Consider the following 19821-nt stretch of genomic DNA (forward strand, 5'->3'; position numbering starts at 1 on the left):
GTTGCCCGTCATGGCTTATGACGCAACCCGATTCCACCCTCATTCCCAGCCATGCCGTTCTCCTTCGATTTCCGCGCCCGGCTCGTCGCCGGCGCGCTTGGCGCCAGCCTGATCGCCGCGCCCGCAGCCGCCCAGCAACGCTATGACCTGCCGGCCGCGCCGCTGGCCGACACCTTGAGCCGCATCTCCTTGATGAGCGGCCGCAGCATCTCCGCCAGCGCCGAACTGGTGTCCGGCAAGCAGGCCGCCGCCGTGCGCGCCGCCCCCGACGCCGAGACGGCGGCGCGCCAGGCCCTGGCCGGCACCGGCCTGGAACTGGTCATCACGCCAGCAGGCGTCTGGAGCCTGCGCCCGGCACCAGCGGTCGGACCGGTCGCCGCCCTGGAACCCGTGCTGGTCACCGCCGGCAACGCCATCGAGCCCAGCGAAGGCACCGGCTCGTACACCCAGGCGGAGTCCGGTTCCGCCACCCGCATGCGGCTGTCGCTACGCGAAACGCCCCAATCCGTCAGCGTGATCACGCGCCAGCAGATGGACGACCAGGGCATCGTCAACGTCGCGCAGGCGCTGGAGCAAACGCCCGGCATCATCGTCAACCGCGACAACTCCGAGGGCTACAGCTTCTACTCGCGCGGCTTCCAGCTGGAGAGCTTCCAATTCGACGGACTGCCCAGCCTGTCCAGCGACGGCGGCAACGTGCGCGACAACTACAGCATCACCAATTCGGTCGTCTATGACCGCATCGAAGTCCTGAAGGGCGCCACCGGCCTGGTCAACGGCGCAGGCTACCCGTCCGGCGTGGTGAACTTCATCCGCAAGCGGCCGACGCAGGACTTCCAGGGCAGCGTCACGGCCGGCATCGGTTCCTGGGACCGCTACCGCAGCGAGCTGGACCTGAGCGGACCGCTGGCGGCGCAAGGCAAGGTGCGCGGACGCGTCGTGGCCGCCGCCGAGAAGCGCGGCAGCTACATGGACTATGCGCGCGGCAAGGAAAACCTGGCCTACGGCATCATCGAGGCGGACCTGGGTCCGCGCACCACGGCCAGCATCGGCGTGGATCATCAGCAGAACCGCAACAAGGCCACGTCCAATACGCATCTGCCCGCCTTCTACTCCGACGGCACGCCGGTACGCTTCCCGCGCTCGACCAACCCCGCCGACAAATGGTCCTGGCGCAACCAGGACACCACGCGCCTATTCGCCGATCTGCGGCATACGCTGGACAGCGGCTGGCAATTCAAGCTGGCCGCCGCGCACCGCAACTACCGCTCGCGCGAACTGATATCGGGCATGAGCAGCGCCCTGGTCGATGCCCGGAGCCACAGCGTGGGACATGGCTACTATCCCGGCGGCGCGGCGCGATTCGACACCGACACGCGCGAGAACAGCGTGGACTTCCAGGCATCCGGCCCCTACACGCTGTTCGGCCGCCAGCACGAGTTGGTTATTGGCTACAACGCCGCCCGCAACCATGCTCAGTCGAACCGGCACGACGGCGAAACGGACGCGCTCATCGACAACGCGTTCCGCTGGAACAACGATGCCGCCAAGCCTGGCGTCTATGAGTGGTGGCTGACGCAGAACATGCTGGTCAACCAGAAAATCCTCTACGGCGCCACGGTGCTGCGCCCCGCCGACCGCTACGCCATCATCCTGGGCGGCCGCCTGAGCAACTATGCATGGAACCAGAACCTGGCCTTCGCCAACGGCCGCCTCGTCAACTACGCCAGCGAAGTGCGCCGGAAGTTCATCCCCTACGCCGGCCTCACCTATGACCTGGACAGCCAGCACACGGTCTACGCCAGCTACACGGATGTCTTCAAGCCGCAGGCCTACAGCTTCGACGCCAACGACCGCCAGCTGGATCCGCTGACCGGCAAGAGCATGGAGCTGGGCGCCAAGGGCGAATACCTGGATGGCAAGCTCAACGCCAGCATCGCGCTGTTCCAGCTCAAGCAGGACAATATGGCCGAGCTGGACACCAGCGGCGCGCGGCGGCCCAACGGCGACGAGGCCTATGTCGCCGTCCAGGGCGTCACCACGCGCGGCGTCGAACTGGAAGTGTCGGGCGAGATCTCGCGCGGCTGGCAGGTCCACGCCGGCTACACCTACAGCCGTTCGCGCGACCGGGATGGACGGCGCGTCAGCACCACCCAGCCCGAGCAGGTGTTCAAGCTGGCCACCACCTACCGCCTGCCCGGCGACTGGCACCGCCTGACGGTGGGCGGAAATCTGCTATGGCAAGGCAATACCTACTTCACCCAGGCGATCGAGGGCAAGGACCGCCGCTTCATCCAGGACAGCTACGCCATCCTGGGATTGATGGCGGCCTACGACGTCAGCAAGGACCTGCGCCTGTCCGTGAACCTGAACAACGTCTTCGACAAGGCCTATTACTCGGGCATCGGCACCTACAACTCGGTCTACTACGGCGCGCCGCGCAATGTGCTGGCGCAGGCGCGCTACCGGTTCTGATGACGGTCGCGGCCGGGGGAATTGAACCCCCGGCCGGCGCGCTCAATAGCGCGCGTCCTTCGGCTTCTTGCCCTGCGGCCAGTCCTTTTCCTTGCCGGCGAAATCCGGGCGCGGCATGTGGGTGAAATACTCGGCCACGTCGACCGCGTCCTGGTCCGACAGCACGTCGCCCTCGCCCCAGGCGCCGTGCGTGTTCACGCCCATCGGCATGCTGTTGCGGATGAAGGCGGCGGCCTTGTAGGTGCGGGCCAGGCCCGCGCCGATGTTGAAGGACTCATCGCCCCACAGCGGCGGAAACACGATGTCGCCGGCGCGGTCCTTCTTGCCTTCGCCGTTGGCGCCGTGGCAGGCCGCGCATTGCGCCACGTACAGTGACTTGCCGCGCTCGGGGTTCGGCACCAGCTTCATGTCGATGGGCCAGGCGTTCTCGATCTGCACCTTGGCGCCGTGCGGCACGTCCTGGGCCAGCCACTTCATGTAGGCGATCATGGCCTGCATCTCGGCCGAGTCCTTGGCCAGCGGCTTGCCGTTCATCGAGCGCATGAAGCAGCCGTTGATGCGGTCCTCCAGCGTCACCACGCGGTTGGCGCGCGGATTGAACTGCGGGAAGGTGTTCACCGTGTTGATGTACGGCGCGCCCATCGGCTTCTTGCCCTGCTGCACGTGGCAGCTGTTGCAGTTCATGCTGGCGCCGGTGTTGTTGGGCAGCAGGCGGCGCGTCTCGTTCAGGAGGCGCTTGCCGTAGTTGATCTGCTCGGCGTTGGGCTGTTTGGCGATATCGGTATCCGACGGGATGGTGTAGTCGGGCAGGCGCTTGCCGTCCTTGTCCAGCACCGGGAAGGTGCGCGCGGGCGCCTGCCTGTCGGCGGCCGGCGTGGCCGGGGTAGCCAGCGCATCGGCCGCGCTGGCGCCCAGCCAGGCGCCGCAGGCCGCCAGCGCGGCCAGCAGCGATGCGAGTTTCAGTTTCCTGCTCATTGTTTGCCTCCGGCGACGATGTTCGGCTTCTTGCCGGCCAGGAATTCGCGGATGTGCGCGACGTCGCGCTCGCCGATGGGCGGCGCCTGGTTGGTCCACGCGCCGCGGATGAAATTGATCACGTCGGTGATGTCCTGATCACTCAGGTGATTGAAGGCCGGCATGGCGAAGGCCATCGCGTCCTGCGCGTTGGACGGCATCCGGCCGCCCTCCAGCGTGATCTGGATGATGGACTGCGGGTTCTGCGCGAACACGGCCGAGTTGCCCGCCAGCGCCGGGAAGATGCGCGGCATGCCCTGGCCGTCGGCGCGGTGGCAGGCCACGCACTGCTCGACGTAGATCACCGCGCCGCGCGAGCCGTAGCGGCCGTCCAGCAACGCCGCCGTGGTGGTGTCGGCCTTGGGCGCGAAAGCCTGCAGCTTGCCCGGGGCGGGCGGCAGCTGTTTCAGGTAGGCCGCGATAGCCTCCAGGTCGGCGTCCGCGAAGTAGCGGGTGCTGTGCTCGACCACGTCGGCCATGGCGCCGAAGGCCGCCACCTTGTCCGTGCGGCCGGTCTTCAGGAACAGCGCGATCTCGGCGGGGCTCCAGGATTGCAGGCCCTGCGCCTCGCCGCGCAGGCTCTTGGCGCGCCAGCCGTCGATCACCGCGCCGGTCAGGAAGGCATCGCCATCGGCCATGGACAGCGCTTTCTCCTGGTAGGCCAGGCCACGCGGCGTATGGCAGGCGCCGCAATGGCCGGGGCCTTCCACCAGGTAGGCGCCGCGCTTGAGCTTCTCGTCGGCGCCGGCGGGCGCGGCGAAGTCGCGCTTGGGAGCGAACATCAGCTGCCACCATGCCATGGGCCAGCGCATGTTCAGCGGCCAGGGGATGGTCGAATCCGCGCTGGGCTGCTCGACCGGCGCCACGCTGGCCATGAAGTAGGCGTACAGGGCGCGCAGGTCCGCGTCCGGCATGATGGCGTAGGACGGATAAGGCATGGCGGGGTACAGCGGCGTGCCGTCCTTGCGGATGCCGTGCTGGACCGCGTTCTTGAAATCCGCGTAGCTGTAGGCGCCGATGCCCGTCTTCTTGTCGGGCGTGATGTTCGACGAATAGATGGTGCCCACCGGCGTCTGCATCGCCAGGCCGCCCGCGAAGGGCTTGCCGCCGGGCACGCTGTGACAGGCCACGCAGTCGCCGGTGCGCGCGATGTAGGCGCCGGCCTCGACCAGGCTGCGATCCTGGATATCGACGGGCGCGGGCGCGTCGACCTTGCGGGCGGCGGTCAGCGCTTGTGCGCCGCCGATGGCGATGCCTGCCGCGGCCACAAGGCCCAGCGCCGCCCAGATCCCGAACTTACTCATACTGACCCTCCGTGTCCGCTGGTCTGCGCGCACGTCGGGGAAATTCGTACTGCGTTGTCCAGCCTATGGGATCAGCTTACGCCTTTTAGTAATTAACATATGACCGAACAGCATGAATCTATGACCGCTGTTTGATCGGCAGCAAACCGGGCGGAAAACGGGCGGCTTGCCACCCGACCGCGCGCCGACGCCGCGTCTGGCGGCAAGCCCCGACGCGCGGACCCGAGACCCGCGCGGCTCAGCCGGGAATCGTCAGGCCCCGGACCACGGCGGGCCGGGAGACGAAAGCGTCCAGCACGCGCGCCACATTCTTGTACTGGGTGAACTCGACCAGCTCGCCCGCGCCGTAGAAACCGATCAGGTTGCGCACCCAGGGAAAGATGGCAATGTCGGCGATGGTGTACGTATCGCCCATGACCCAGTCGCGGCCTTGCAGGCGCTGGTCCAGCACGCCCAGCAGGCGTCGCGCCTCGGCCACGTAGCGGTCGCGCGGGCGCTTGTCTTCGTAGTCCTTGCCGGCGAACTTGTGGAAGAAGCCCAGCTGGCCGAACATCGGGCCGATGCCGCCCATCTGGAACATCAGCCATTGCAGCGTCTCGAAACGCCCGCCCGCGTCGGCCGGCAGGAACTGGCCGGTCTTGCTGGCCAGGTAGACCAGGATGGCGCCGGACTCGAACAGCGCCAGCGGCTTGCCGTCGGGCCCGTTGGGATCGAGGATGGCGGGAATCTTGTTGTTGGGGCTGATCGACAGGAACTCGGGCGTGAACTGGTCCTGCGTATCGAAGCTGACCCGGTGCGCCTCGTAGGGCAGGCCCAGCTCTTCCAGCAGGATCGACACCTTCACGCCATTGGGCGTGGGCAGCGAATACAGCTGGATGCGGTCGGGGTGGCTGGCCGGCCATTTCCTGGTGATGGCGTAGGAATCGAGGGAAGTCATGCGTCGCGCTCCGGGGAATCGGAAGAGTGGGGTCGGGAATGCCGCGCGGGCCCGGGGCCCGTCGCGTCGGGCAAATTTAGCGCAATTCTCCCGCCACGAGGATGGCGGCCCGGGGATCGCCGGTTCTTTGAGAGAATAGGCGGTTCGCGCTCGCCCGGGCGCTCTCCGTCAACCCGCGCCCAACACGCGCCCGCCCGCCGTACCGACGATGTCCACCCCTTTCTGGCTACGCCCCCTGCTCCTGGCTGGCGTGCTGGCGCTGCCTCCGGCGCCCGGCCTGACCGCCGCGCCTGTCGCGGCAGCCGCCCTCACCCCCGCGCCCGCCGCGCCCCAGGCCAGCGGCCGAACCTCCATCCGGGCCACCACCCACGCCCGGCCCGCCACGCCGCCCGCCGGCATGCCGCAATTCGGCGTGGGCGCCCATGGCCGCTACCTGGTGCTGAAAGTACAGGGCCCGTCGGGACCGAGGGTTGCGCCGTACACGCCCTACCGGCTGTTCCTGACCGCCGAGGACCAGTCGATCCGCGACACGCCCGACGGCAGCGGCGTGATTCACGGCGTGACCGATGCGCAGGGGCGAACCGCCTGGATCTGGACCGACACCGATCACCTGGCCCGCGATTTCACCCTGGTCCGCCTGGCCGGCAACAACAGCTGGGGCCAGGTGTTCCAGCTGAGCAGCAGTTTCGAAAACGAGCCGTTGACCCGCTACCCCTACCGCATCGGCCTGCATCAGCGCTGGGGCGAGCTGCTGGTCGACCTCGGCTACACCACGGCCCAGGGCAACACGGCCTATGTCAGCGATGCCATGCCGGCGGCGTCGCTCAATCTGTACACCAGCAGCGATTCCGGTTTCGAGCTGGACTGCTTTCCCGAATTGAACGCCGTGAATCTGGAGCTGGTCCGACGCGACCTGGATGCCGCGCGCGCGCAGATCGCCGCCATGCGCTGCGCCGACACGCGCGCGGGCAAGGTGGCGCTGGCGGCCGTGCTGCTGGGCGCGGGCCAGCCCGACTGGGCCCGGCGCACCCTCGCCGACGCCAGCGCGCCGGCTTGGATCGAACGCCTGAGCCCGCTGGACGACGCGACGCTGGCCGAGCGCTACACGCTTCACAAGCTGCTGGGCATGCCGGGCGAAGCCCTGGCCGACGCCGTCGAACTGCAGCGACGCCAGGCCCGCAACGCCGCGACGCGGCCGGACCCGGACTATGCCAACAGCATCGCCTATTACCTGGCCGACTTCCCGGACTATCTGGCGCAGGCCGAGGCGCAGGCGCGGCGCTCGATCCGCACGGCCGGACTGCGGCCCTACAACGGTGCCACACTGGGCTGGATACTCGTGCAGCGCGGCGACTCGGCGGGCGGCCTGGCGCTGTTGCGGCGCGGCTACGCGGACTGGCCGCGCGAAGAAGAAATGGTCGCCGACTACGGCCTGGCGCTGTGGAATGACGGCCAGCAGGCGCTGGCGCGGCGGGTCTGGGACCAGGCCGAGGCGCAATGCGTATGGGGCCGGCGGCTGTACGATGCGCTGCGCGCCGTGGACTACCCGCACCCACTGTTCAATCCGTCGGACAGCGAGCCCGTGCGCGCCTACCAGCGTCGCTGTGCAAAGCCCCCGCCGCAGATCCGCGACAAGCGCCATCTGCGCGGCGCGGCCGCCTGAGGCGCGGCGCGCGCCGGGCCGCGCCAGGGCGCAAATTCGAATGGCGGCCGCAAGGGCCGCCCGGGTTCAGGCCGCGACGGGCAGCACACGATCCACCGGATCCGCCGCCAGCGCGCCCATGCAGGCGGCCAGCACCTTTTCCGGCGCGATGCTGTTGATGCCCGCGCCGGCGATGTCGGGAACCACATCGACGGCGCCCGGCCGCTGCCAGAACCACTCGGGGTTCGGTTCGTTGAACACGCCCACGTAAGGCACGCCCACGCCCTGCGCGATATGCGAAGGACCGCAGTCATTGGCGACGATCAGGCGCGCGCGCAGCATCAGCGCCGACAGCTCCGGAATGGTCCGGCAATACTCGATCCGGAATTCCGGACGGTGCAGGCTGTTGATCAGTTCGAGCTCGGCGGCCTCGTCCGGCCCCAGCACGAAGGAAAACTGCGTGCCGCGCCCGAGCGAAGTCTTGAGCAGGTCCGCCAGCCGGATGTAGTGCGCGATGCTCCAGCGCTTGAACGGCCCTGAACCGCCGCCGGGGACCATCACCACGTCGACCGGCGCCACCGGGCGCTTGCGCTGCTCGGCGATTTCCCGGAAGCAGTTCAGCGCTGCCTGATGGGGATCGAAGGAACGGTAGGTGCCCAGGAGCCGCAGATTGGCCAGGCCGATGTATTCGCCGATGTTCTTGGGATGCGAATGCGTCCAGGCGCGGTCGCTCAGGCGATTGTTGCGGAATCCCATGCGCAACGCCGGGCGGCGCAGCATGCTGACCAGCCCGTAGCGCTCGCTGCTGTGATGCAGATTGATCGACGCATTGGCGCGCGCGGGCAGGCAGCGCACATGTTCGCGGAAGCTGGACACGCGCACGAATTCATCCACCCAGGGCAGGGACGTGTAGTAACGCCCCACGTCATCCCTGGCCACGACCCGCAGCCGCTGCGACGGCCACCATTGCTTGAGCTGGTAGAGCGTTGGAAACGCCACGACCTGATCCCCGTAGCGGGGCTGGCTCCTGATATAGACGACCGTATCCGGCATACCCTCTTTCCCGTGTTCCCTGAATTGCACCCGCCGCCCTGCGCAACGGATGACTGATATCGAGATTGATTCTCTTATTGGTATTGCGGCGCTTTTATAGCTGCCGATCACGCCTCGGCCGGCCGCCCAGGACGCTTCTCTCTGTCCCGGGCGCGACGACCGCTCGCCGTCATCGCAACGGCCACGCCGCCGATGCCGACAGTGGCGAATTTACCCGTAGCGCCTCATACGGAATACAAGACCTTGTTGAATAAGTGTGAAGAGTTTTAAAGTCGTTGTTTTTTGTCACAAATAGGCCCGGGGCAGCGCTTGCCGGCGTCCCGTCCGTCCGGCGCTATGATCCGTACATACGCTGCACGTTGCGCGCCGTTCCGAGGGGATCGGCGCGGGAGACTCACCATGACGCATTTCCGTTCCACTTTCCCCCTGCCCCGTCTGGCCATGCTGTTGGCGCTGGCCCTGGCGCTGGCCGGTTGCTCGCTCGGCCCCGGCGGCCCGCCCCACCCTGGCGCGGTCAACCCGTACAGCAGCGGCGGCTTCCATGACGCCGGCCCGAACTACCCCGACACCGGCCTTTGACACGATGATTCCCAGGGCGGAACGCCCTGGGAATCATCGCCATGCACGGCGCCCGAACGGTGCCAATCCATGGTGCCGATCCACGGCGCCTACCCCAGCCTCCCCTCTCCCGCCGATCTCGTCCGAGCCCGGCACTGCGGCTCGCCGACAGATTGTCGACACGAACGCCGCCCCCCTGCCCCAGCCGCCGCGCAGACCCGCCCACGCGCTTGCGCCTTTCCCGCCTCGCGGGTAAATTGTTGACAATTACTCGAGACAAGTCCGTCAATTCCGCATTCCGCTCGCCAATACGAGCCAGATTGTCGACACCATGAGCCAAATCCTCACGCTCCCGAACGCCGCGCCAGGCGATGGCGAAACGCTGTCGGACCAGATCTTCAAGAAGATCCAGGCCGCCATCGTCAAGGGCGAGATGGCGCCGGGCAGCAAGATTTCCGAGCCCGAGCTGGCCCGCGTCCATGGCGTCAGCCGCGGCCCGCTGCGCGAGGCGCTGCACCGCCTGGAAGGCCAGAAGCTGCTGGTGCGCGTGCCGCACGCCGGCGCGCGGGTGGTGTCGCTGAGCCAGCAGGAACTGTGCGAGCTGTACGAAATCCGTGAATCGCTCGAAGGCATGGCCTGCCGCCTGGCCGCCGAGCGCATGCCGGCCGCCGAGGTGCAGGAATTGCGCCGCGTGCTGGAAGCGCACGAGCGCGACGAAGCATTCCAGGCGGGCCTGGGCTACTACCAGCAGGAGGGCGACTACGACTTCCACTACCGCATCGTCAAGGGCAGCGGCAACCAGATGCTGTTCCGCATGCTGTGCGACGAGCTCTACCAGCTCGCGCGCATGTACCGCATCCAGTACTCGACCACGCCCAACCGCCCCCGGCAGTCCTATGCCGAGCACCACCGCATTCTCGACGCCATCGCCGACCGCGATGGCGAGCTGGCTGAACTCCTGATGCGCCGCCACATCCGCGCATCCCGTCTCAACATCGAACAACAGATCGCCCAGGGCAACCTTCGGCGTACCGAGGCATGATGAACAAATCCTATCGCAAGCCCCTGCCGGGCACCCGCCTGGACTACTTTGATGCGCGCGCCGCCGTCGAGGCCATCGCGCCCGGCGCCTATGACGGCCTGCCGTACACCTCGCGCGTGCTGGCGGAAAACCTGGTGCGCCGCTGCGAGCCCGCGCAGCTGACGGACGCGCTCAAGCAGCTGATCGAACGCCGCCGCGACCTGGACTTCCCCTGGTATCCGGCGCGCGTGGTCTGTCATGACATCCTGGGCCAGACCGCGCTGGTCGACCTGGCCGGCCTGCGCGACGCCATCGCCGACAAGGGCGGCGACCCGTCCAAGGTCAACCCGGTGGTGCCGGTGCAGCTGATCGTGGACCACTCGCTGGCCGTGGAATACGGCGGCGACGATCCCGACGCCTTCGCCAAGAACCGCGCCGTCGAGGACCGCCGCAACGAAGACCGCTTCCATTTCATCGACTGGACCAAGCAGGCCTTCCGCAACATCGACATCGTGCAGCCCGGCAACGGCATCATGCACCAGATCAACCTGGAACGCATGTCGCCGGTGGTCCACGCGCAGGACGGCGTGGCCTACCCCGACACGCTGGTCGGCACCGACAGCCACACCCCGCACGTGGACGCGCTGGGCGTGATCGCCATCGGCGTGGGCGGCCTGGAAGCCGAGAACGTGATGCTGGGCCGCGCGTCCTGGATGCGCCTGCCCGACATCATCGGCGTGGAGCTGTCCGGCCGCCCCGGCCCCGGCATCACCGCCACCGACGTGGTGCTGACGCTGACCGAATTCCTGCGCAAGGAAAAGGTCGTGGGCGCCTACCTGGAGTTCTACGGCGCCGGCGCCGCCGCGCTGACGCTGGGCGACCGCGCCACCATCTCGAACATGGCGCCCGAGTACGGCGCCACCGCCGCGATGTTCGCCATCGACCAGCAGACCATCGACTACCTGCGCCTGACCGGCCGCGAAGACGAACAGATCGCGCTGGTCGAGGCCTACGCCAAGACCGCCGGCCTGTGGGCCGACAGTCTGGCGCAGGCGCAGTACGAGCGCGTGCTGCGCTTCGACCTGTCCACCGTTGTGCGCACGCTGGCTGGCCCGTCCAACCCGCACCGCCGCCTGCCGGTCGCGGACCTGGCCGAGCGCGGCATCGCCGGCAAGGTCGAGAACCAGCCCGGCCTGATGCCTGACGGCGCCGTCATCATCGCCGCCATCACCAGCTGCACCAACACCAGCAACCCGCGCAACGTGATCGCCGCCGGCCTGCTGGCGCGCAACGCCAACCGCGCCGGGCTGACGCGCAAGCCCTGGGTCAAGAGCTCGCTGGCGCCCGGCTCCAAGGCCGTCGCGCTGTACCTGGACGAAGCCGGCCTGACCACGGAACTGGAACAGCTGGGCTTCGGCGTGGTCGCCTTCGCCTGTACCACATGCAACGGCATGTCCGGCGCACTGGATCCCAAGATCCAGCAGGAGATCATCGACCGCGACCTCTATTCCACCGCCGTGCTGTCGGGCAACCGGAACTTCGACGGCCGCATCCATCCCTACGCCAAGCAGGCCTTCCTGGCCTCGCCACCGCTGGTGGTGGCCTACGCCATCGCCGGCACCATCCGCTTCGACATCGAGCGCGACGTGCTGGGCACGGACGCCAGCGGCCGCGAGATCCGGCTCAAGGACATCTGGCCCACCGACGCCGAGATCGACGCCGTGGTCAAGGCCGCCGTCAAGCCCGAGCAGTTCCGCAAGGTCTACGCGCCCATGTTCGGCATCCAGGACGAGCGCCGCGCCGCCGTCGATCCGCTGTACCCCTGGCGCCCGCAGAGCACCTATATCCGCCGCCCGCCGTACTGGGAAGGCGCGCTGGCCGGCGCGCGCACGCTGCGCGGCATGCGCCCGCTGGCCGTGCTGGGCGACAACATCACCACCGACCACCTGTCGCCGTCCAACGCCATCCTGATGGACAGCGCCGCTGGCGAATACCTGCACAAGATGGGCCTGCCGGAAGAGGACTTCAACTCCTACGCCACCCATCGCGGCGATCACCTGACCGCGCAGCGCGCCACCTTCGCCAACCCCAAGCTGTTCAATGAGATGGTGAAGAACGCCGACGGCACGGTGCAGCAGGGCTCGCTGGCCCGCGTCGAGCCGCAAGGCCAGGTCATGCGCATGTGGGAAGCGATCGAGACCTACATGGACCGCAAGCAGCCGCTGATCATCGTGGCCGGCGCCGACTACGGCCAGGGCTCGTCGCGCGACTGGGCCGCCAAGGGCGTGCGGCTGGCCGGCGTGGAAGCCATCGTGGCCGAGGGCTTCGAGCGCATCCACCGCACCAACCTGATCGGCATGGGCGTGCTGCCGCTGGAGTTCAAGTCCGGCGTCAACCGCAAGACGCTGGCGCTGGACGGCACCGAGACCTACGACGTGATCGGCGAGCGCAAGCCGCGCGCCGACCTGACCCTGGTCATCCACCGCGCCAACGGCGAAACCGTGCAAGCCGCGGTGACCTGCCGCCTGGACACGGCCGAGGAAGTCTCCATCTACGAAGCCGGCGGCGTGCTGCAGCGCTTCGCCCAGGACTTCCTGGAAGCCGAATCGGCCGGCGCGGCCAAGCAGGCCGGCTGAGGCCAGGCCACGGCCAGCGGGCGCCCCGATCCCGGCGCGCCCGCCTCCCCCAATCAACCCGACAGACCCCGAGGACCGCGACATGGCCCACGCTCCCCAGACCAAGATTGCCGCCACCTACATGCGCGGCGGCACCAGCAAAGGCGTGTTCTTCAAGCTGGACGACCTGCCCGAATCGGCGCGCGCGCCCGGCGCCGCGCGCGACGCGCTGCTGATGCGCGTGATCGGCAGCCCCGACCCCTACGGCAAGCAGATCGACGGCATGGGCGCGGCCACCTCCAGCACCAGCAAGACCGTCATCATCGGCAAGAGCAGCCGGCCCGGCCACGACGTCGACTACCTGTTCGGCCAGGTCTCCATCGACCAGGCCTTCGTCGACTGGAGCGGCAACTGCGGCAACCTGTCGGCCGCCGTCGGCCCCTTCGCCATCAGCAACGGCCTGGTCGATCCGGCCCGCGTGCCGCGCGACGGCATCGCCACCATCCGCATCTGGCAGGCCAATATCAGCAAGACCATCATCGCCCACGTGCCGATGACGAACGGCGAAGTGCAGGAAACCGGCGACTTCGAACTGGACGGCGTGACCTTCCCCGCCGCCGAGCTGCAGCTGGAATTCATGGACCCGGCCGAGGATGGCGACGGCGGCTCTATGTTCCCCACCGGCAAGCTGGTGGACGACCTGGACGTGCCCGGCGTGGGTACCTTCAAGGCCACCATGATCAACTCCGGCATTCCCACCATCTTCCTGGACGCCGAGGCGCTGGGCTACACCGGCGCCGAACTGCAGGAAGACATCAACGGCGACGCCGCCGCGCTGGCGCGCTTCGAGACCATCCGCGCCCACGGCGCGCTGCGCATGGGCTTGATCAAGTCGCTGGAAGAGGCTGCGTCCCGCCAGCACACGCCCAAGGTCGCCTTCGTCGCGCGTCCGCGCGACTACGTGGCATCCAGCGGCAAGAAGATCGGCGCCGGCGACATCGACGTGCTGGTGCGCGCCTTGTCCATGGGCAAGCTGCACCACGCCATGATGGGCACCGCCTCTGTCGCCATCGCCACGGCGGCGGCCGTGCCCGGCACCCTGGTCAATCTGGCCGCCGGCGGCGGCGAGCGCGACCAGGTCTGCTTCGGCCACCCCTCGGGCACGCTGCGCGTCGGCGCGCAGGCGCAGTTGGTGGACGGCGAATGGAAGGTCACCAAGGCCATCATGAGCCGCAGCGCCCGCATCCTGATGGAAGGCCGCGTGCACGTGCCGCGCGTAGGCTTCTGATCCTCGGGAAAAAACCGTCCCCGCCCGCGCCTGGCAAGAAGCGCGCAATGCCCGGCATCCTCGCGGACCGGGCGAGGCGGGCCTTGCGCCCGCCCCGGCTATGCGCCGCGCATCCTACGGATAGGACAGCGTGACGACATAGTTCCTGGTCTTGCCCTGCGCGCCTTCGCGCGCCGGAAGCGGGTCCACGCGCACCTGCACATGCCTGGCGCTGCGCATGGATGCGTCCACGGGCCGGCCCGCCGCGCGGGCCCGCTCGGCTTCGCATTCGACGCTGACCTGCAGGCTGCCCGGACGCGTCTTGGGCGAGCAGCTCGCGGGCTCCACGATGGCGCCGTAGAAACGGATCTCTCCGCCCTGGGCATGGACCATGGATACAGCGCCGGCGACGCTGAGGAGCAAGACCGGTAGACAACGACGTGGCGTAATCATGGCGCCTCCTGACAACGAAGCGCCGGCATTCAAAACCGGCCGGCCTTCATTGTCTTAACGACCTGCGCACATCGAATTTAATGGCTTGTCCTAGGACTACGCGCTTAAGACTTTCCCTTAATTGCGCCGCAATAGCGCTGCCGAAAATGGCGCGGGCGAACGACATCACGGCGCCGATCATGCACCGCAACACCCTGGGTACGACCCAGGTTTGAGGCTATTTTTCCGCCTGCTGCGCCGCACTAGAGACTATTACGTCGAATTGCCGATCCAGTCCGTCCAACGCCTGCTGTATATGCAAACGGCGGGTTTTGATCCACGCATCCTGCTCCGCCAGGCGCGCGCCCGCATCCTTCAGCATGCGCGCCATCTCGGCGGGCTGCGGGCCGCCGATAGTGGCGCGGCTGTTCACGATGGCCACCGGATCCAGCGCGGCGCGGAACTCGGCCTCGCTCATCGGCAGCTCGGTCCCGTACTTCGAATCCTTCTGCGCCTCGGCATAGATGCGGCGCGCCTCGGCGTAGGAAAAATCCAGCGGCTTGATGCCGTGGGTCTTGGCATGGGCCACGACTTCCGACGCGAAATGATGGCCATCGCGGAACGGCAGCTTGTACTTGCGCATCAGCAGGTCCGCCAGTTCCTGCGACGCGGTCCAATCGCTGTTCAGCTCCTCCAGCGCCCGGTCCGGGCTGATGACCAGGGCCTTGAGCACGCGGTCCCAGCGCTTGAGCGCCGCGATGCCGCTGTCCACCATCGCCGAGTTCTGCTTCACTTCCTTCGGATCGCTCATGCCCGGCGTGATGTTGTGCGTCTGCAGAAGCGGCCCCATCGCCAGCGTCAGCGCCGTGGACGCATCGCTGCGCGTGTCGTTGAGCAGGCCCGGGTTGCGCTTCTGCGGCATGGCGCTGGACACGTAGGTATTGCCGCCGCCCTCTTCCAGCAGGATCCACGGGCGCGACTGCGCGTACTGCGTCATCACGTCCTCGACGAAATTGCCGGTGCGCAGCGCGATGCTGGCGACGATAGACGCCACCTCCACCGGCTGGTCCATGGACGAGATCTGCGCGGCGTCGTAGGCGTTGTCCACCAGCGCCTCGAAACCCAGATAACGCGCCATGCGCTCGCGGTCCAGCGGCCAGCTGGTGCCGTTGAGCACCGTGGTGCCCATCGGCGAGCGGTCGATGCGGACATAGGCCTCGCGGATGCGCTGCGCATCGCGCAGCAGCCCCGCCGCCTGCCCCAGCAGGTAGTGGCCGTAGCTGTTGGGCTGCGCGGCCACGCCGTTGGTGTAGTTGGGCACGATGGTGGCGGCATGGCGGCCTGCCAGCGCCACCAGCGTCGCGCTGGTCTGGTTCAGCTGATCGGCCAGTTCCAGCAGTTTGTCGCGCAGGATGGCGCTGCGGTAGGTGGCGTGCATGTCCTGGCTGGAGCGCCCGGCATGCAACAGGGTCACGTCCTCGCCCGCCGCCTTGATCAGCAGCGGCTCGAACGAGATCACCGTGGACGGCCGCCTGGCGCCGGGCTGGGCGCCCGCCTCGAGCACCTTGGCCAGCCCCGCCGCCAGCCTCGGCGCCATGCTCTTGTCGAGCAGGCCCTGGTCCGTATTGATGACCAGCGTGGCCTTGTTGATCTCGCCGAGCCAATAGAAGGGATCGCGTTGCTGGGCGGGCTTGGAATCGGTCTGCGCGGTCGCGCAGGCAGCGGTCAGGACGAGCGCAAGCGCAGGGACGAGGCGTGTGAACATGGCGGTCTCGGCGGAGGCAATGCCGGCCAGTGTAGTCAGCCCCGGGCCGGCGCGACACCCAGGCTTGTGCTTATACGCAGATCCTGTCGGCTGCGCCAAGGCGCGCTTTTCTCAAGCGGGCGGCGGGGCGCCGTCCTCGGTCGGCCAGTAATAGGAATCCGGCGTATTGCGCGCGCCGAAGATGGCCTGCCCCACGCGCACCACGGTGGCGCCTTCCTCGATGGCGATTTCGTAGTCGCCCGACATGCCCATCGACAACTCGTCCAGCCCGACGCCTGCGGGCGCGTCCTGGCGCAGCCGGTCGCGCAGCGTGCGCAGCAGCACGAAACACTGGCGCACGCGCTCGGCCTCGGCCGAGAACAGCGCCAGCGTCATGAAGCCGCGCACTCTCAAACCAGAATAGGCCGGCATCTGCCGCAGGAAGGCCGCGGCCTCGTCGGGCTGCAGGCCGTACTTGCTGGCCTCGCCGGAGGTATTGATCTGCACGTACACGTCCAGCGCGCGGCCCTCGGCCTGCAGGCGACGATCCAGCGCCTCGGCCACGCGCAGGCTGTCCAGCGCCTGGAACTCGGCCGCGTAGCGCGCCACCAGCTTGGCCTTGTTGGTCTGCAGATGGCCGATGACCGACCAGCGCAGGTCCGTCAGGTCGGCCATGGCTTCCCATTTGCGCGACACTTCCTGCAGCTTGTTCTCGCCCAGGTAGCGGCAGCCGGCCTGGTAGGCCAGGCGGATGCGCGCCTCGTCCACCGTCTTGCTTACCGGCAGCAGGCGCACGCTGTCAGGCGCGCGCCCGGCGCGGCGGGCCGCGTCGGCGATGCGCTGGTTGACCGTGGCCAGATTGCGGCGGAAATCCTCCACCGACTCGGCGCGCGGCCAGCGGCCGTGCTGGTCATGCTGGGTTTGGGTTTGCGCGGGCGCGTCGCCCGCCTCCTGATCGATTGCTTCGCTCATGCCTGAACCTCGCGCATCGAAGCGACGCATTGTCGGCGTCGCTTCATTTTTGTCATAGGTCAAATATTATCACGCGCCAAGAGCCGCGATGCATGAATGACATGACGCCAACGCGGGCTTGTACCGGCGCGTCCGCCGGCTGCGTTACTCTCTCTGCCTCACGCGCGCCGCGCCCACCGGACCGGCCGCCCCACTTCCGTCGCTGGACGCCGAATGAACTACCTGCTGTGGTCGCTCCCCATGCTCGTCATCGCCGGCGCGATCGCCATCGCGCGGCTGAACGCCACGCAGGCCGCCGCGCTGGGACTGCTGGCCACGGTGCCCGTGGCCATCTACGCCGGCGACACGGCCTTCGGCGGCGCGCAGCTGGTCCTGGCGCTGGAACGCGGCGCCTGGATCGGCGCCACCATCGCGCCATACATCCTGGGCGGGCTGCTGTTCTGGCAAGCAGCCGCCCACGGCGCCAGCGCGCCGGCGGACGGCGGCGCGGCAAGCCCCGCCGATGCCCGCGACCGTCGTCGCCTGCTGTTCTTCGCCTGTTTCCTGGTCGGCCCCTACGCCGAGGCGGCCACCGGCTTCGGCGTGGGCATGCTGGGCACCGTGGCGCTGCTGCGCGGCCAGCGCATCGCGCCGCGCCACCTGATGGTCTTCGCGCTGTTGAGCCAGACGCTGATCCCCTGGGGCGCCATGAGCAGCGGCACGCTGCTGGCCTCGGCCTATGCGCGCATGACCGGCACGGAACTGGCGCTGTACGCGATGGTGCCCACCGCCGCGCTGATGGCGCTGGTATGGCTGCCGCTGTATTGGCGCACCGCCAGCCGGGCCGGCTTCGATCCGCAAAGCGGTGGCAAGACCACGGAGCGCCTGCGCGAGGCCGGCTGGATCGCGGCCGCGCTGGCCCTGCTCGCCGCGTTCACCGCCTGGCTCGGCCCCGAGACCGCGCTGCTGGCCTCTTACGGCCCACTGATCACGCTGCGCTATCTGCTGGACCGCCGGCCGGACCGCCGCGCGTTCGCCGCGACCGCGCGCCGCATGCTGCCCTATGCCGCGCTGATCGCGGCGCTGGCGCTGACGCGCCTGGTTCCGGAATGGCGCGCCGCCCTGGCGGCCGTCGGCCGTGTCGCCCCCTACGCCGACCTGCCGGTCTGGTCGCCGCTGCTGCACGCCGGCTCCTGGCTGATCGCGGCCGGCGTGCTGACCGCCGCGCTGCGTGGCCAGGCCGCCCGGCTGCCGCGCGAGGCGCGCGCCGCCTGGGCCACCGGCCGCCACGCCGTGATGACCGTGTTCCTGTTCGCCATGATGGCCGAGATCCTGGCCGCCGCCGGCATCTCCCAGGCCTTCGCGCGCGGCATGTTCGACGCGCTGGGCCAGGGCGCCGTGGTCGTCGCCCCGCTGTTCTCGGCCGCCTTCGGCGTGCTGACCAACAGCGGCAACATGCCCAACAGCCTGTTCATGCCGGCCCAGACCGCCATCGCCGTGCAGGCCGGCCTGAGCGTGCCGGCGGTGGCCGCGCTGCAACATGTCAGCGGCACCGCCATGAGCCTGTTCTCGCCGGTGCGCATGTCGATCGCGGCCAACCTGGCCGAGGGCCGTGGCGAGGAACGCAAGGTCTACGCGGCGCTGCTGCCCTGCGCGCTGGCCGCGCTGGCGCTGTTGCTGCTGATGGCGCTGGCGATCGCGCTGTCGCCCCGGCCTTGAGCGGCAAGCCGCGCACGACACCTGCAAGCCCGCCACGTCGCGGGCCGCGTTAGTCCCGATCGCGCGACCGGCAAGCGGCCCGTATCATCGCCGGGTCCGCACAAGAGCACGAGGGGAACGGGATGGAAACCATGGACAGGCAGCTACGCTATTTCATCTGCATCGCGGAACTGGGGTCCCTGTCCCGCGCCGCCGACGCGCTGGACCAGACCCAATCGGGACTGAGCCGGCAACTGGCCTCGCTGGAGGCCCGCATCGGCCAGCCGCTGTTCCTGCGCACCGGGCGCGGCGTGGAGCTGACCGAGGCCGGCAAGCTGCTCTATGACGCCACCCAGCCGGCCTACCGCGGCATCGACCTGGCGGTCGAGCGCATGCGGCACCAGGGCGTGACGCAGGGCACGCTGCGACTGGCCGCCGTGCACACCCTCAGTTACTACTACACCGCCGACCTGGTGGCCGGCTTCGTCAGCGCGCATCCATCGGTGAACCTGTCCATCATGGGCCGCAGTTCGCCCGAAGTGGTGGCCCTGGTGGAAAGCGGCAAGGCCGACCTGGGCCTGGTCTACGACTCGGCGGTGGATTCCGGCACGCTGGAATCCTGTCCCCTGTTCGACGACGACATGGCGCTCATCGTGCGCCACGACAGTCCGCTGTCCGGCCCGCAGGACCTGGCCTCGCTGTCGCTGCGGCTGGTCGGCTTTCCGCCGCACTACGCGCTGCGCCGCATGATCCAGAGCGCCGGCCTGCAGCCGGATTTCGCCGCCGAGGCCGAGACCATCGACGCCATGCTCAGGCTGGTGTCCTCGGGCGTGGGCGACTGCATCCTGCCCGCCCGCATCCCGGACAAGCTGCTGGACGACTACGGCCTGCGCAAGCTGCCGGTGGCCCGGCCGCTGCTGCGCCGCCGGGTGGTGGCGGTGACGCAGGCCGGCAAGCCGCGCACGCCCTTGCTCAAGGAATTCCTGAGCCGCGTCGAACAGCTGGCCGGCGAGCTGCGCGGCGGCGCCCCGGCATAGCTGCTATGAGCTGAGGTGCATGGCTGCCGGCGGCGGCCCTCTCCACAATAGGGTCAGGTTGCGCGCATGCCGC

Annotated in this window: 15 protein-coding genes; 8 read left to right on the top strand and 7 right to left on the bottom strand. The window is 68.6% G+C overall.

Annotated features, from left to right (window positions below; translation table 11 throughout):
• The first annotated feature begins 51 nt into the window (after nucleotides 1-51).
• Entirely contained in the window at nucleotides 52-2475 is a 2424-nt protein-coding gene (locus AC6LJ9_RS12490; protein WP_498147792.1) for a TonB-dependent siderophore receptor, read from the top strand.
• Nucleotides 2476-2517: 42 nt separating this feature from the next.
• Here AC6LJ9_RS12490 and AC6LJ9_RS12495 read toward each other — a convergent pair whose 3' ends face one another.
• The 3 genes from AC6LJ9_RS12495 to AC6LJ9_RS12505 form a co-directional block, all read right to left on the bottom strand.
• Nucleotides 2518-3450 carry a c-type cytochrome gene (locus tag AC6LJ9_RS12495; RefSeq protein ID WP_498147793.1) on the bottom strand — a complete coding sequence of 311 codons (933 nt, stop codon included), beginning with the start codon at nucleotides 3448-3450 and terminating at the stop codon, nucleotides 2518-2520.
• Nucleotides 3447-4793: a c-type cytochrome gene (locus tag AC6LJ9_RS12500; protein ID WP_498147794.1), complete on the bottom strand. Its 1347-nt coding sequence runs from the start codon at nucleotides 4791-4793 to the stop codon at nucleotides 3447-3449. Before AC6LJ9_RS12500 ends, AC6LJ9_RS12495 begins: the two co-directional genes overlap by 4 nt.
• Before the next feature lie 238 nt (nucleotides 4794-5031).
• Nucleotides 5032-5730, bottom strand: coding sequence for a glutathione S-transferase N-terminal domain-containing protein (locus AC6LJ9_RS12505; protein WP_498147795.1), 699 nt, complete (start codon nucleotides 5728-5730; stop codon nucleotides 5032-5034).
• 208 nt (nucleotides 5731-5938) lie between these two features.
• Here AC6LJ9_RS12505 and AC6LJ9_RS12510 point away from each other — a divergent pair, with 208 nt between their 5' ends.
• Complete coding sequence (locus AC6LJ9_RS12510; protein ID WP_498147796.1) at nucleotides 5939-7393, top strand: tetratricopeptide repeat protein; 1455 nt, start codon at nucleotides 5939-5941, stop codon at nucleotides 7391-7393.
• A gap of 66 nt (nucleotides 7394-7459) precedes the next feature.
• Here AC6LJ9_RS12510 and AC6LJ9_RS12515 read toward each other — a convergent pair whose 3' ends face one another.
• Nucleotides 7460-8425: a glycosyltransferase family 9 protein gene (locus tag AC6LJ9_RS12515; RefSeq protein WP_498147797.1), complete on the bottom strand. Its 966-nt coding sequence runs from the start codon at nucleotides 8423-8425 to the stop codon at nucleotides 7460-7462.
• 399 nt (nucleotides 8426-8824) lie between these two features.
• Here AC6LJ9_RS12515 and AC6LJ9_RS12520 point away from each other — a divergent pair, with 399 nt between their 5' ends.
• The 4 genes from AC6LJ9_RS12520 to prpF all read left to right on the top strand — a co-directional run bounded on the left by AC6LJ9_RS12520 (nucleotide 8825) and on the right by prpF (nucleotide 13907).
• Entirely contained in the window at nucleotides 8825-9004 is a 180-nt protein-coding gene (locus AC6LJ9_RS12520) for a hypothetical protein (RefSeq protein WP_498147798.1), read from the top strand.
• Nucleotides 9005-9314: 310 nt separating this feature from the next.
• Complete coding sequence (locus tag AC6LJ9_RS12525) at nucleotides 9315-10025, top strand: GntR family transcriptional regulator (RefSeq protein ID WP_498147799.1); 711 nt, start codon at nucleotides 9315-9317, stop codon at nucleotides 10023-10025.
• A complete protein-coding gene (gene acnD / locus AC6LJ9_RS12530) occupies nucleotides 10025-12640 on the top strand; it encodes a Fe/S-dependent 2-methylisocitrate dehydratase AcnD (protein WP_498147828.1) in 2616 nt (871 codons plus the stop codon). Before AC6LJ9_RS12525 ends, acnD begins: the two co-directional genes overlap by 1 nt.
• Before the next feature lie 82 nt (nucleotides 12641-12722).
• Nucleotides 12723-13907, top strand: a complete 1185-nt coding sequence (gene prpF, locus AC6LJ9_RS12535; RefSeq protein WP_498147800.1) for a 2-methylaconitate cis-trans isomerase PrpF — start codon at nucleotides 12723-12725, stop codon at nucleotides 13905-13907.
• A gap of 114 nt (nucleotides 13908-14021) precedes the next feature.
• Here the strand turns inward: prpF and AC6LJ9_RS12540 are convergent, their stop codons facing one another.
• The 3 genes from AC6LJ9_RS12540 to AC6LJ9_RS12550 all read right to left on the bottom strand — a co-directional run bounded on the left by AC6LJ9_RS12540 (nucleotide 14022) and on the right by AC6LJ9_RS12550 (nucleotide 17034).
• Nucleotides 14022-14279 carry a hypothetical protein gene (locus tag AC6LJ9_RS12540; protein WP_498147801.1) on the bottom strand — a complete coding sequence of 86 codons (258 nt, stop codon included), beginning with the start codon at nucleotides 14277-14279 and terminating at the stop codon, nucleotides 14022-14024.
• 277 nt (nucleotides 14280-14556) lie between these two features.
• Nucleotides 14557-16083, bottom strand: coding sequence for an argininosuccinate lyase (locus AC6LJ9_RS12545; RefSeq protein ID WP_498147802.1), 1527 nt, complete (start codon nucleotides 16081-16083; stop codon nucleotides 14557-14559).
• A gap of 111 nt (nucleotides 16084-16194) precedes the next feature.
• Nucleotides 16195-17034 carry a YggS family pyridoxal phosphate-dependent enzyme gene (locus tag AC6LJ9_RS12550; RefSeq protein ID WP_212320110.1) on the bottom strand — a complete coding sequence of 280 codons (840 nt, stop codon included), beginning with the start codon at nucleotides 17032-17034 and terminating at the stop codon, nucleotides 16195-16197.
• Between the two features lie 213 nt (nucleotides 17035-17247).
• On the opposite strand from AC6LJ9_RS12550, the gene AC6LJ9_RS12555 reads away from it, so the two are divergent.
• Both AC6LJ9_RS12555 and AC6LJ9_RS12560 read left to right on the top strand, forming a co-directional pair.
• Nucleotides 17248-18732 carry an L-lactate permease gene (locus AC6LJ9_RS12555; protein WP_498147803.1) on the top strand — a complete coding sequence of 495 codons (1485 nt, stop codon included), beginning with the start codon at nucleotides 17248-17250 and terminating at the stop codon, nucleotides 18730-18732.
• Nucleotides 18733-18854: 122 nt separating this feature from the next.
• Complete coding sequence (locus AC6LJ9_RS12560; RefSeq protein WP_498147804.1) at nucleotides 18855-19748, top strand: LysR family transcriptional regulator; 894 nt, start codon at nucleotides 18855-18857, stop codon at nucleotides 19746-19748.
• Nucleotides 19749-19821 lie beyond the last annotated feature (73 nt).

This window comes from Achromobacter sp. 1011811831, assembly GCF_059760905.1.